The organism is Diaphorobacter aerolatus (assembly GCF_014489535.1).
Classification (GTDB): domain Bacteria; phylum Pseudomonadota; class Gammaproteobacteria; order Burkholderiales; family Burkholderiaceae_C; genus Diaphorobacter_A; species Diaphorobacter_A aerolatus.
Genome location: NZ_CP060783.1, coordinates 4321384 through 4334566, shown reverse-complemented (window position 1 = coordinate 4334566; position 13183 = coordinate 4321384). Strand labels below are relative to the sequence as shown.

9 protein-coding genes, 2 tRNA genes and 5 pseudogenes are annotated in these 13183 nt (G+C 64.5%); 11 read left to right on the top strand and 5 right to left on the bottom strand.

The features are described 5' to 3' along the window. Positions 1 to 2 precede the first annotated feature (2 nt). The 5 genes from H9K75_RS20210 to H9K75_RS20190 form a co-directional block, all read right to left on the bottom strand. Complete coding sequence (locus H9K75_RS20210; protein ID WP_187723867.1) at positions 3 to 551, bottom strand: M48 metallopeptidase family protein; 549 nt, start codon at positions 549 to 551, stop codon at positions 3 to 5. Positions 552 to 639: 88 nt separating this feature from the next. Beyond that, positions 640 to 1284 (bottom strand): DUF6806 family protein, encoded by a 645-nt coding sequence (locus H9K75_RS20205; RefSeq protein ID WP_187723866.1) that lies wholly within the window; start codon positions 1282 to 1284, stop codon positions 640 to 642. Positions 1285 to 1297: 13 nt separating this feature from the next. Next, a tRNA-Leu gene (locus tag H9K75_RS20200) sits at positions 1298 to 1388 on the bottom strand. Between the two features lie 154 nt (positions 1389 to 1542). Continuing rightward, positions 1543 to 1618 (bottom strand) — tRNA-Gly (locus tag H9K75_RS20195). Between the two features lie 599 nt (positions 1619 to 2217). Next, on the bottom strand, positions 2218 to 2718 hold the full coding sequence (locus tag H9K75_RS20190) for a DUF305 domain-containing protein (protein WP_003098996.1): 501 nt from the start codon (positions 2716 to 2718) through the stop codon (positions 2218 to 2220). A 450-nt stretch (positions 2719 to 3168) separates the two neighbouring features. Here H9K75_RS20190 and H9K75_RS20185 point away from each other — a divergent pair, with 450 nt between their 5' ends. The 11 genes and pseudogenes from H9K75_RS20185 to H9K75_RS20140 form a co-directional block, all read left to right on the top strand. Next, positions 3169 to 3915, top strand: coding sequence for a hypothetical protein (locus H9K75_RS20185; protein ID WP_003120040.1), 747 nt, complete (start codon positions 3169 to 3171; stop codon positions 3913 to 3915). Positions 3916 to 4033: 118 nt separating this feature from the next. Further along, positions 4034 to 4246: an AlpA family transcriptional regulator gene (locus tag H9K75_RS20180; RefSeq protein ID WP_003090093.1), complete on the top strand. Its 213-nt coding sequence runs from the start codon at positions 4034 to 4036 to the stop codon at positions 4244 to 4246. Between the two features lie 42 nt (positions 4247 to 4288). Further along, positions 4289 to 5163, top strand: a pseudogene (locus H9K75_RS20175) (ParA family protein). Further along, positions 5147 to 5416, top strand: coding sequence for a hypothetical protein (locus H9K75_RS24260; protein WP_003050422.1), 270 nt, complete (start codon positions 5147 to 5149; stop codon positions 5414 to 5416). Before H9K75_RS20175 ends, H9K75_RS24260 begins: the two are co-directional and overlap by 17 nt. After that, positions 5409 to 7088, top strand: coding sequence for a ParB family protein (locus tag H9K75_RS20170; protein WP_023108429.1), 1680 nt, complete (start codon positions 5409 to 5411; stop codon positions 7086 to 7088). The genes H9K75_RS24260 and H9K75_RS20170 overlap by 8 nt, the downstream gene beginning before the upstream one ends. A gap of 14 nt (positions 7089 to 7102) precedes the next feature. After that, a pseudogene (locus tag H9K75_RS20165) lies at positions 7103 to 7661 on the top strand (DUF2857 domain-containing protein). A gap of 3 nt (positions 7662 to 7664) precedes the next feature. After that, positions 7665 to 8902 (top strand): annotated as a pseudogene (locus H9K75_RS20160) (STY4528 family pathogenicity island replication protein). Positions 8903 to 9331: 429 nt separating this feature from the next. Further along, positions 9332 to 10122 (top strand): annotated as a pseudogene (locus tag H9K75_RS20155) (PFL_4669 family integrating conjugative element protein). After that, positions 10119 to 10646, top strand: a complete 528-nt coding sequence (locus tag H9K75_RS20150; RefSeq protein WP_003098978.1) for a DUF3158 family protein — start codon at positions 10119 to 10121, stop codon at positions 10644 to 10646. The pseudogene H9K75_RS20155 and the gene H9K75_RS20150 overlap by 4 nt, the downstream one beginning before the upstream one ends. Before the next feature lie 73 nt (positions 10647 to 10719). Further along, on the top strand, positions 10720 to 11160 hold the full coding sequence (locus H9K75_RS20145; RefSeq protein WP_003098976.1) for a single-stranded DNA-binding protein: 441 nt from the start codon (positions 10720 to 10722) through the stop codon (positions 11158 to 11160). Between the two features lie 283 nt (positions 11161 to 11443). Beyond that, positions 11444 to 13158 (top strand): annotated as a pseudogene (locus H9K75_RS20140) (DNA topoisomerase III); the annotation flags it as partial. Between the last annotated feature and the right edge of the window lie 25 nt (positions 13159 to 13183).

Genomic DNA, 13183 nt, shown 5'->3' with positions numbered 1-13183 from the left:
CCTCAGCGGCCACCGCCCCAAAGCGGCTCGCCGCCGTGGTCGAGATAGGTCAGATAAAGCCGCGTGTCCAGTTCGAACTGGTGGTAGTCGGGCTCCATGTGCGTGCACAGTTGGTAGAACGCCTTGTCGTGATCCTTCTCGCGCAGATGGGCAAGCTCATGCACGACGATCATGCGCAGGAATTCTTCCGGCCCTTGGCGAAAGAACGAAGCCACACGGATTTCGTGCTTGGCCGCGAGCTTGCCGCCCTGCACGCGCGACATGCTGGTGTGCAGGCCGAGCGCATGGCGCACGACGTGGATCTTGTTGTCGAACAGCACCTTGTTGATCGTGCCCGCATTGCGCAGGTAGCGCTGCTTGTACTCCTGCGTGAAGTCGTAGAGCGCCTTGTCGCTGCGCACTTCGTGGGGCGCACGGTACTTGCGCACCAGCAGATCACCGAGCCTGCCCTGGTCGAGCAGGGTTTGCGCCTGTCCCTTGAGCGTGGGCGAATAGCCGCCGAGGTACGGCAGATCGGTGTTTGCACGCAAAGGATGGGCGTTTGATGCCATACGCAGGCGCAGTCAAATCAAAGCCCGCCCGGTTGAGACCGGCGGGCTCGTTGTGACGGGGGAGGCGTAGTAACGATGGATCGATCGATCAATGCAGATGGCGCGGGCGACGACCGCCGCTGCCGTGACCACCGCTGCCAGAGCCGCCCGTGCCACGCGGCGGCTTGCCGATTTCAAGCGAGTTCACCAGATCGTCAAAGCGGCGGTTGAACAGCTTGTCGATCTCGGAGACCACCCCGCCCAGCTCGGAGGCGTCGAAATGGCGCTCCATCATGTTGATCACGTCCTGCACCAGCAGATCGCGCTGTACCTGCATGATGGCCGCAGGCGTCGGGCCCACGAACAGCATCACGAAATCGTCGCGCGCCTCGGACCCATCCGCAGGACCGTCGCCTTCCTCTTCGTCGTCGAACTCGGCGTCGTAGAACGTCACCTCGATGGCCGCGCCCTGCTCGGCCAGCTCGTTGAGGCCCATGCACATTTCGTCGAGCGACTGGCGAAAATCATCATCGCCGCGCACCGTCCAGCACATCTGAAGCGTGTGCGCCTTGGGATCGAACTGGATGCCCGGCTCTTCCTCATAAGCGCTCGCCGCACCAGCGGCCAGCGAACGGGCGCCCGCATATTTCCACAGAGGCGTCAGCGCGTCCTGCAGCTGATCGAAATCGACATCGCTGCGCAACTGCACCTGACCGTGCACATGAATTTCGAAGGGTGCGTTGTAATGTGACATATTGAATCTCGACTGGTGCCCGAGCCGGGGTCGAACCGGCACGCCCCTTTTACGGAAGCGGCGGATTTTAAGTCCGCAGTGTCTACCAATTTCACCATCGGGGCGCCTGATACATGAGGGGATCAGCTTACCGCATTGCGCGGCGGCTGGGCGCAAGTATCAGTACTCTTGTGTTTCACCGGTGCGCGCGGAGACGATCGTTAAAAAACGCACCGCAACGACAAAAAAGGGAAGCCTTTTGGGCTTCCCTTTGGGATCTGGAGCGGGAAAACGGGTTCGAACCGTCGACCTATACCTTGGCAAGGTATCGCTCTACCAACTGAGCTATTCCCGCATTTTCGTCTTGCGACGCGAAGATCTCAATTCTATCACGTTTTCGGTGGAGAGACTTTCGCCGCCCGGCCTTCCGATACCGGAGGCGCGATCCGGAGTCGAACCGGATTTGCACTCCGGGGCATCACGATACAAGCTATTGATTTAAAAGGAGTTTTTGCTCCCTAAAAAAACTTGCTACCTTTCAAGCCCATCTGGAGCGGGAAACGAGTCATGCACTAGAGCGCTAAGTCTCTGTTTCCCAATCACTTTCTCCACTGTGGTGATCAGCGAAGAACTCAATTATAGCCTTGTTTTTCGCCCTCGGCAACAAAGTTCATCCAACCACTTCCACCAGCGTCCAAGGATGATCCATCCACCCGTCGTTACGCCTGATGCGTCCAGCTGCTGAGCGGGTTCGCTATCGAACTCCAACTTGCGACGATCATGACTTGCGCTCGCTCCGCAGGCAGCGCGGGGTGGTGTCGCGTGGACTGCCTGGCACCTGGACGGCTGTAGGACACAACCGCCGGCATCGGAACACCGCAAGTACTCATCTTTACATCGCTGCGGCTAACTTCGCCGGAGCGCAACGCGGCGCCAGTGTAGTGGCAGCCAGCCTCAACGAAGGCGTGCAGCAATCCGGTTCATCTGCTCGATCTCCGCGCGCTGGCCATCGGAAATCGCTTGGCATAGGTTGACGAGTTCCGGATCTGAGAGCTGCGCCTCGCGGCACATGAGGATCGCTCCCGAATGGTGCGGGACCATAGACGCGATGAACTGTCGATCGCCGATTCCGGTTTGAGCACGGGTCGCGGCAAAAGAACCGAGTGTGAGAACGGCAAACAAGCCGTACAGCACGAGATTGAGCCGCCGGTTTGGAAACATGCCGGGCATTGTCGCTAGCATGAAGATGCCCATTGGCGCCCACATAGTGACCGCCATGTAGAGCATGTTGAGATTGTTTCTGAAGTCCCTGGCGCCGTCGATCATGCTGAACATTACGAAGTACATGACGACGAGGCCCAACACCATGTTCACCCAGAACTTGGCGTATGGTCGGCCGTGCTTACCCATCTGACCGGATGTGTGATGTTGATGTTCATGGGAATGTTCAGCCATCTCCGTCTCCTATGTGCTGGGGCAACCTGGCAGGGTCACTGGTACTGCGGCAGATACTTTGTCGATATATCAGCATGTGGAGCGATGCATCACTAACCGCTGATTTCCAGTCACCAACTGGACGTAGGGGCGTCGAACGCTTCAACTCGCTGGTCTTGAACCGTCTGGATATCAGACCATACCAAATCGGTCTTGATGGGCTTTGCGCCACCTATGACGCTGGTACCGTGAGCGCCAATATCGAGCTTGCGTCCTCATCGCTCGATGGGCCGGCAACTGATCGATTCTTGCATATCAAGCAAGACAAGGCCACCTGCGGCGGACGCCAATGGCCTCCTCCGCCTTCGCTTAGGGCATCGCCTCAAGCGTCCGTCGCAGGCCATAACGACACAACAGCCCTTGGGCAAGAAAGGAGCCGGTGATGTAGCGCACCCGAAAGGAGACGAAGACATGCACAAGGACATTTCAACATCAAAGGTGTTCTATCGTCCCATCGAGGCGGCCATCCGATGGGCTGGGTTGCTGCGGTATCTCCCGATGATCCTGGCCACGATCGCGTCACCGCGTGTCCTGCCTCGGTCGCTGAACTGCCCTCGATGGAATGAGTGCCGGCTGCACTCGGAACGTATCTATGACGGCATCCTCAACGGAGAGCTGCCCTACGGCAAGAACGGGATCACGCTCAATGATCCGAAGCTGCTCAATTCTCTGGATCTGACTGTTCGCCATGTCGATCTAAAACGCTGGATGCGCACCCACTATCCCGAGCACCGGCCAGGATTTCTGTTCAGCCGTGGCGAACGCATGGCGCATCCTTTCATCACCATGGAAACAGGACAGGCGATCCTCGTGGAGCGGCTGGCCCTTCAGGCCGCGCTTGAACAAGCCCGACGTGAGATGCGAGAACTGCAGGAGCAGCACGACACGCTACTCAAGCAATCCTCGGTGCTGTTGGCATCCAAGCAATGCGAGATCAGCGAACGGGCGGAAACGACCTATCTCAACATCATTGGAGGGATGTTGACGCTGATGCTGAGCCAGTCGCCTTCAGGCGTGCCCTATTCCAGCTTCAAAACGCAGGAGGCCCTTGTCTCTGCATTGGTCGCCCACTACGGCGGCACCATGGGCATCACTGAGCGCACCTTAAACGGAAAGTTCGCCAACGCTAAGAGGTACGTTCGTAGCGCAAGCGCATGAGGTTATCCAGCTTGTATGTGCAATCGCGGAGATTGCATTTGCAATGTCTTTCCGCAGCCAGGTCTATTGAATAGAGGTCACGCCAACAAACGCCACCGAGCGTTCAGGAGTGACCGCCATGTCGCAGACCCCTGTACTCCCGCCGAACGAGCGCCGCATCCTGCGGCTCGATGAAGTCGAAGCGAAGTCCGGCTTCAAACGCGCCCACATCTACAACCTGATGAAGAAGCGCCAGTTCCCTCAGGCGCTGCGCCTGGGCGTGCGCGCTGTCGGCTGGGATTCGATCGAAATCGACCAGTGGATCGCCGAGCGCCTCAACCACCGGACCTGACCCGCTCTCCCGCGGACTTCCCATTCCCAGCCGGAGAGCGCCATGCAGGTCGTGTCCATCATTTCAACGAAGGGCGGCGTCGGCAAGACCACGACGGCCGCCAACCTGGGCGGGCTCGCCGCGGACGCGGGCCTGCGCGTGCTGCTGCTCGATCTCGACGTGCAGCCCACCTTGTCCTCCTACTACGAACTGACCCAGCGCGCGCCGGGCGGCATCTATGAGCTGTTGGCCTTCAACGAGCGCGACCTTGGCCAGCTCGTGTCCCGCACGATCATCGCGGGCCTGGACCTGGTGCTGTCCAACGACCACCGGGGCGAGCTGAACACGTTGTTGCTGCATGCGCCGGATGGCCGCCTGCGGTTGCGGCATCTGCTGCCAGCACTTGCTCCCCTCTACGACCTGGTGCTGATCGACACCCAGGGCGCGCGTTCCGTGCTGCTGGAGATGGCGGTGCTCGCCTCCGATCTCGCGCTGTCGCCCGTCACGCCGGAAATCCTCGCGGCACGCGAGCTGCGGCGCGGCACCATGCAGTTGCTCGAAGACATTGCGCCGTACCGGCACCTGGGTATCGAACCGCCGCCGCTGCACTTGCTCATCAACCGCGTCCACCCGGTGTCCGCCAACGCACGGCTGATCCAGCAGGCCCTGCGCGACCTGTTCCAGGACAGCGCCGGCATCCGCGTGCTCGCCACCGACGTGCCGGCCATAGAAGCGTATCCACGTGCCGCAACGCGCGGCCTGCCGGTGCATCGGGTCGAGCACCGCCAGCCGCCCGGCAGAGTCGCCCCTGCCGCGCTCGACACGATGCGCGCGCTCGCCAGCGAGTTGTTCCCGCAATGGCAGGACCGACTGGCTCAAGTATCCGGCCGCCCGCAGCGACCTCTTGATCCTGGGAGGCCCATGGCGAACGCACATGAGCTGGCCCGCGGCCACAAGCGGCTGCGCGCCCTGATCGAGTTCGCGGTCGGTGAGGGCTGGCACGTCAAGCGCACGCCGGGCGGGCACCTCAAGTTCACCAAGGCCGGCTGCGCGGCGATCTACACGAGTTCGACAGCGAGTGACCACCGGGCCGAATTGAACGCCCGTGCGCAGATCCGCCGCGCCGAGCGAGAGGCCCGCATGGCGCCGGCCGGCGGTCGTGGGGACTGCGAGGGGTGCGGCCATGGCTGACATGACCTCGCAGGACATGGCAGGCAAGCTGCTCGCGGCCGGCTTCGAGCGCAGCGGCCCAGCGGCTACGGCGTTGAGCGACCCGATCGCGGACACGCCCATGGTCGTGACGCTGGACCAGTTGCGGCCCTACGACCATGACCCGCGCATGAAGCGCAACCCGGCTTACGAGGAAATCAAGGCGTCCATCCGCGAGCGCGGCCTGGACGCGGCGCCGGCTATCACGCGCCGGCCCGGCGGGGACCACTACATCATCCGCAACGGCGGCAACACGCGGCTGGCGATCCTGCGCGAACTCTGGTCGGAGACCAAGGAAGAACGCTTCTTCCGCATATCGTGTCTGTTCCGACCATGGCCGGAGCGCGGTGAAATCGTCGCGCTGACCGGGCATCTTGCCGAGAACGAACTGCGCGGCGGCCTCACGTTCATCGAGCGCGCGCTCGGCGTCGAGAAAGCACGGGAGTTCTACGAGCAGGAGAGCGGCGCCGCCCTGAGCCAGTCGGAACTGGCCCGCCGCCTGGCGGCCGATGGCTTCCCCGTCCAGCGGTCGCACATCACCCGCATGGCCGACGCGGTGCGCTACCTGCTGCCCGCCATTCCCACCGTGCTTTATGGCGGCCTTGGGCGCCACCAGGTCGAGCGGCTGTCGGTCATGCGCACGGCCTGCAAACGCACCTGGGAGCACTACGCCAAGGACCGCTCGCTGCCGCTGGACTTCGACAGCTTTTTTCAGGAGGTGCTGGCGCAGTTCGACACGCAGGGCGACGAGTTCGCGCCGCAGCGCGTGCAAGACGAGCTGATCGGCCAGATGTCCGAGCTGCTGGGCATCGGCTACGACGTGCTGGCGCTGGACCTGACCGAATCGGAAAGCCGCCACCGGGCGCTGGTCAGTGACCCGACGCCACCTGCGGCGCAGCCGGCGTTGCCTTCGCCCACCGCCGGCACGCCGACTCCGCCGGGCGCAGCATCGTCCATCGCCACGCCTGCAGCGGCGGCCGGTCCTCCACCCGCCAGCCCTCCGGCGTCCGAGCCCACCTTGCGCCACGACGACACGGCGGCTGGCGAAGCGGCCACGGGAAGCCCGGCGGCTGCACCGAGCGATCTGCTTCGTGAGCACATCGTCTCGCCGGCACCGACGACCGAACGGCTGCAGTCGATCCAGCGCATGGTCGCCGACCAGTTGGGCGATGCGCTGCCGCCCGACTTCTCGGCGAGCGTGTTGCAGTCCATCCCGGTGCAAGCCGGCGGACTCTATCCGATCTCCGATGTCTGGTACATCGACGCCGGCCTGGACACGCCCGATCGGCTGCGCATCCACATCGCGCAGTTCGCGCGCGAGATCGCCGGGGAGGCAGGCCTGGACGAGTACATCGAGGATCGCGCCGATGGCATCGGGTTTGCGTGCCGCGCCCGCGGCCAAGCCCCGTCGCCGCTCGGCCGCGCGGTGCTGACGCTCCTCACTTCGCTGACGGGTCAGCCCGTCGCCGAAGCGGGCCTGGACGGCGCGCAGCTCGCCGCCGACCTGCCGACCCTGTTGCACGGCCAGAGCCAAGGCCATGGCAGCGGCGCAAGGCGCTTGAGCGACACCGCGTTGGTCAAGCTCTTTCGGCTGCTCCGCTTGGCCCGGCGTCTGCTGGACCTGGAAGCCGGCACCACGGCGCCCGGGACGTGAGCGAGGGAGGTCGCATGTCCACATCGCATCCGCTCAACCAGGCCGTGATTGCCCAGGCGCTGTATGACCTTCGCAACGGCCAACTGCGCCGCTGCAAGGCCATGGGCTTCGGCGAGGCCGAGCTGGATGCGCTCAAGCACCCGCGCTGATCAGCGTGCTGGCCAACGCCAGCGTCTCGTGGTGCTCGGTCACGGTCAACCGCGAAGTGCTGCAGCGCCTGCTCAACCAGGCACAGGACGTGGAGAAGGAAATCGCCACGGTCGATCGCATGCTGCGGCTGGGGGCCAGCACGGAGATGGTCAGCCGCTTCTATGGCCTGACCCATCAGGAAGTCGCCCTGCGGCGGGAGATCCTCGGCCTGCCCAAGCGCAAGGGCGCCACCCCGTCCTGGACGAGACCCAGGACACCGAACTGTGGCGGCAATGGAAAGCCGTGACCAGCAGCAGGAACGTCGATCTGGAGGACGAGACCTCGATTCTCGATGCGGCCATGGACCTGGCCGAGGGCATGTCGCTGCCGCTCTCGGTGGTCTGGGCCGCGATCAGGAACTGGGTCGATCAGGGATTGGGCTAGGCCATGGCCGTGGACGACACCGCCCCACGAGCCCAGCGCCCTGGCCCCATCGCACTCGCCGACCTGTTCGACGCTGCGCTGAAGGACCTCGCGCCCAAGTCCAGCTCTGGCGCTCCCGCGTCCCTGCCTGCTCCAACGCCCACGCCTCCTACGTCCGGCGACGCCTTCCTGTTCAGTGGCAATCGGCACGAGAGCGTGCCGCGGCGGCTGTTCCTCGACCGCCGCCTGACACCGCTGGAGCGCAACGCCTGGCAGGTGTTCCGATTGATGCTCAACGACGATGGCGTCACGGCATTTCCCACCTATGAGCAGTTGCGCCCCTGGCTGGCGTCGATGCCCTGCGCAGGCCAGGCCTCCCATGAGACCGTGGCGCGGGCGCTGACGCTGCTGCGCCTGACGCGCTGGCTGAGCCTCGTGCGACGACGGCGCGACCCCAAGACCGGTCGCATCCTCGGCAACCTCTACGTCCTGCACGACGAACCGCTGACGCCGTTCGAGGCGATGCAACTCGACGCCGACTACCTGGCCCTGGTCAGCCAGTCGCTGGGCATTCGGCCAAGGCCGTCCAGGTGGTGGGACTCAACACCCTCCAGGAGATCGCGGACGACCCGATGCTGTCCGGACGCACCTTGCCGTCGCGGCTGCAAGTGCTCGCCGAGCGCCTGGCCGACCAGGGCATCACCGCCTCCGAAAGTTATCCACAGGAGGATGCGGTCCACGATTCCGAAGAAGGGCCCGCGAGCCTTCTTCGGAATGGCGATCGCCCATCTTCGGAATCCGAAGCAGGGCCGAAACCCGCGCCAGACGGCGCTCTTCGGAATTCGAAGCAGGACCGTACAGTACGTAGTAGTCGTATTGATGAAGTACGTACTACCGCGCAGGCGCGTGCGCTGGGCGACCTGCAATGGCCCAAGCGCTTCGCGGAACTGAAGGCGGAACAGCAGGCCGGAGCCAAGATGGCGTTGCAGCAGGTGGACGCTGCCCTGCGGCAGGCCGTGCTGGACGAATGGGCCGCACGGTGCGGCAAGCATGGCATCCGCAACCCCGCCGGTTATCTGTTCGGCATCATCCAGCGCGCCATGCGCGGCGAGTTCAATGCCTGGGCCAAGCAGACCGGCCCGGCACCGCCAACACCATCGGCGGCGCGAGCGCCACCAACCGAGCCGCCGCGCAACGTCGTGCCGCCCGAGGTGGCCCGGCAGCACATCGAGCGCCTGCGCGATCTGCTGCGCAAATCCTGAGCACAGGGCTTGTCAAAGCCGTGAAGTAGATCTCCATGGCGGTCGGCAGAAACGGTCCCCTGGGGACGGCTGTGCGGTGAAGCGCCGGGCGACGGCGCGACATGCTGCGCAAAACCTGAGTAGAGCGCATGCAAGACCATGAAGCAGACCTCCATGGCGCTCAACGGAACGGTCCCCTGGGGACGGCTGCGCGGCGAAGGATCGTGTCGAACGGCAGCGCGACGTGCGGTGCAGCACGCATACCGTCAACAACCGAGGACGGGAACGCCGATGTGAGTGCCCATCTGCGGAGCGGTCCCCAGGGGACCGTTGCGCGCTGCGCCGCCAGCGCGCACAGAACCGGGGGTCGGCTCATTTCGGTTTGTTGACTGACTGCCTTCCGCCGCATGCGGATGCTGGCGGCTCCCTGTCCACCAGCGAGCGATCACCATGGCAACCAGCAACGAACCATTGCAACTCAACCTCGGCTCCCTGCGCAGCGCGATGTCGCTGACGCTGCACACCCACCACGCCTCGCGCATCTGGCATGGCCGCGCCGCCGCCGAGGGCGACCCGGCATCGTCGGCCTGAACGGCTACATCGCCGTGATGAACAAGATGAAGCGCGGCTCGGAGCAGGACGACCCGTACAGCGACTGGTGGATGTTGCGCATCGAGGAAAAGCTCGACCAGACCAGGACCACGTTGCAATCGCTGCGCGAGCAGGTTGACCAGGCACTGGCCGGCGTGCCTGCGGCGTTGAGCCTGGGTGAGAACCTCAACGTGCAGCCGGTGAAGCTCCCCTTGTTCGTGAACGCGCAGCTCGGCTTTGCCGCCGTCTATCTGCTGGCCGACTACGACGACATCGCCCGCAAGCTGATCCTCGCCCACCACACCGCGCTGATCGATCGCTCGACGTTGGAGCGCTGGCTCAACGAAGGTGCCCACGCGCTGCGCAGCCTGTTCAGCCTGGCCCAGCAATACCGCTACTCGGGCTGCACCCGCGACGACTTCGCGGCCAAGAACGCCGCAGCTCGGGCAGCATTGGAGAAGTTCGGCGAACTGCCGCAGGACGTGCTCGAAGGCATGCGCCGCTCGAAGTTTGCGCCGCCCGTCGTGCGCCGTGGTCTGCAACAGCGTGGTGATAGCGCTGCCGCAGCCGCATCTCCCACCGACGAAGGCGCTGCCGCCGATTCGGCCGAGGCCAAGTCCACAGCCGCCGGCGAGGACGAACCGGCATGAGCGACCCGAACCGCGAACCGCGCTACTTCCGTCGTCTGGAACAGCCAGCCTTCATGCGGCTGGAACACGCGGCCTCTCTAAAAGGCCTTTTAAAGCCTTTTAAAGGTAAAGGGGACTTCGAGGCCTGGGCCAGCCAGTGCTTCGCCATGCGCGACGAGTTGATTGCCCTGGCGCAGCGACAGGTGCTGCCACAGGCGTGCGGGCATCCCTTCCACCTGCTTCCCGTCGAGCTGGCCCAGCAGACCACTGGCGCAGGCACGACCTTTCTTCGCTGGCGCAAGCACGATCGATCGGCCATGGGCGTGGCGTTGTGGCAGGAGCTGATGGCGAGCCCCAGCACGCCGGTCAACCTGCTGCACGACCTGCACGAGATCGAACTGCAGCGCGTCATGCTGAACATGCAGATCAGCCTGCTGCACACCCTGGGCAGGCAAGCACAGGAATGCGCCAGCAAGGCCGCGCAGGCGGACAACACCTACCTGCGCCGGCTCGCGTCCGTTCCTGCCGCAGTGCGCGATCGGTGATTGCGCCTGCCATCCGAGCACGCGCCCGAGCCCAACGAGGCACGGGTATTTCAACCACCACGGAGATTCCAACATGAGCACACAATTCATCGGCGAGGGCAACATCGGATCGCCTCCCGAGTACCGCGAATTCCCCAATGGCAACGACGATCCTCGCCGGTTGCTCCGGCTGAACGTGTACTTCGACAACCCCGTCCCCACCAAGGGCGGCGAGTTCGAGGACCGCGGCGGCTTCTGGGCGCCGGTGGAACTCTGGCACCACGACGCCGACCGCTGGCAGCAGCTCTACCAGAAGGGCATGCGGGTGCTGGTCGTCGGCCGCATGGAGCGCGACCCCTGGACGGACAACGAAGATCAGCCGCGTGAGACTTGGCAGGTCAACGCGCGCAGTGTCGGCATCCTGCCGTACCGCATCGAGTCTGTGGCCCTCAGCCCGAAGCCACAGGAGGCAGAGCCGAAGCCCCAGGCCACCCAGGAATCGACGGCGCCGAAAGAGACCAAGCGCAGGAAGTGATCGGGCATGGAGGGCGGCTGCCGCAGTGCTTCGCCGCCCTCCATGCGCTGCGAATTATCCCCAGGGGATAGCTCCACCAACGTCCACCGAGTTCCACGCGCGCTCCCGGAAATCGCGGCTCTCGGCCCGCACACTTCCGGCCACGCACCTTCCCCGCACTCGCCATTTCATCGGCGTGAAAGCGGTCGCTGCCGCATGCGGCTTGTTTGCTGCTGCCAGGGGCTGCGCTCGGCATCCTCGATCCCAGCAACTCCATGAACAACAGGAATCGGGATGGACGGATATGCGGCTGTTCTTGTGCGAGAAGCCCTCCCAGGGCAAAGACATTGGCCGGATTCTCGGCGCCACGCAGCGCGGTGAAGGCTGCCTCAACGGTTCCGGCGTCACGGTCACCTGGTGCATCGGCCATCTCGTGGAGGCGGCGCCGCCCGAGGCCTACGACGAGCAGCTCAAACGATGGTCCGTTGAGCAGTTGCCCATCATTCCCCAGCACTGGCGGGTCGAGGTCAAACCGAAGACCGCCACGCAATTCAAGGTCGTCAAGGCGCTCTTGGCGAAGGCGACTCACCTGGTTATCGCCACCGATGCCGACCGCGAGGGCGAATTGATCGCCCGCGAGATCGTGGAGCTTTGCGGCTACCGCGGCCCCATCGAACGCCTGTGGCTGTCGGCGCTCAACGATGCGTCCATTCGGGCGGCACTGGGCAAGCTGCGGCCTTCGGCCGAGACGCTTTCGATGTACCACTCGGCGCTGGCGCGCTCCCGTGCGGATTGGCTCGTGGGCATGAACCTGAGCCGGCTGTTCACGGTGCTGGGGCGACAGGCGGGTTACGACGGCGTGCTGTCGGTCGGCCGCGTACAGACCCCGACGCTCAAGCTCGTTGTGGACCGCGACCGCGAGATCGCGCGCTTCGTGTCCGTACCATACTGGGCCATCGCCGTGTCCCTGTTCGCAGGCGGTTCGACTTTCGCCGCGCAATGGGTTCCACCCGATGCGTGCACCGACGACGCAGGCCGCTGCCTGCGGCAGCCGGTCGCACAGCAGACCATGCAGCAGATCCGCGCTGCGGGCAGTGCCCACGTCGTGTCGGTGGAGACTGAGCGTGTCCGCGAAGGCCCGCCGCTGCCGTTCGACCTGGGCACCTTGCAGGAAGTGTGTTCCAAGCAGCTTGGGCTGGACGTGCAGGAAACCTTGGAGATTGCCCAAGCCCTGTACGAGACGCACAAGGCCACGACGTACCCCCGCTCGGACTCCGGCTACCTGCCCGAGAGCATGTTTGCCGAAGTGCCCACCGTTCTCGACAGCCTGCTCAAGACCGATCCCTCGCTGCGCTCGATCATGGGCCAGCTCGACCGCTCGCAGCGCTCGCGCGCCTGGAACGATGGCAAGGTCACGGCGCACCACGGCATCATCCCGACGCTCGAACCGGCGAAGCTCTCCGCCATGAGCGAGAAGGAACTGGCCGTGTACAGGCTCATCCGGTCGCATTACCTGGCGCAGTTCCTCCCTCACCACGAGTTCGACCGCACTGTGGCCAAGTTTTCGTGCGGGGGCAGAACCTGGCGGCCACGGGCAAGCAGGTTGTCATCCCGGGTTGGCGCCAGGTGCTCGCCGAGCCGCAGGCCGAAGACGGTGATGGCGAGGGCGATACTGCGGTCCGCGCCCAGGTGCTGCCCGCGCTGCCGAAACTGTATGAGGGCCTGGCATGCCAGGTGGCCGACGTCGATCTCAAGGCACTCAAGACGCTGCCGCCCAAACCGTACACGCAAGGCGAGTTGGTCAAGTCCATGAAAGGCGTCGCCAAGCTGGTGTCCGATCCCCGCCTGAAGCAGAAGCTCAAGGATACGGTTGGCATCGGCACCGAAGCGACGCGGGCCAACATCATCGGCGGCCTGATCGCTCGCGGCTACCTCGTGAAGAAGGGGCGCGCCATCCGCGCCTCGGATGCGGCTTTCACTTTGATCGATGCCGTGCCTGCGGCGATTGCCGACCCTGGCACCACCGCCGTCTGGGAACAGGCGC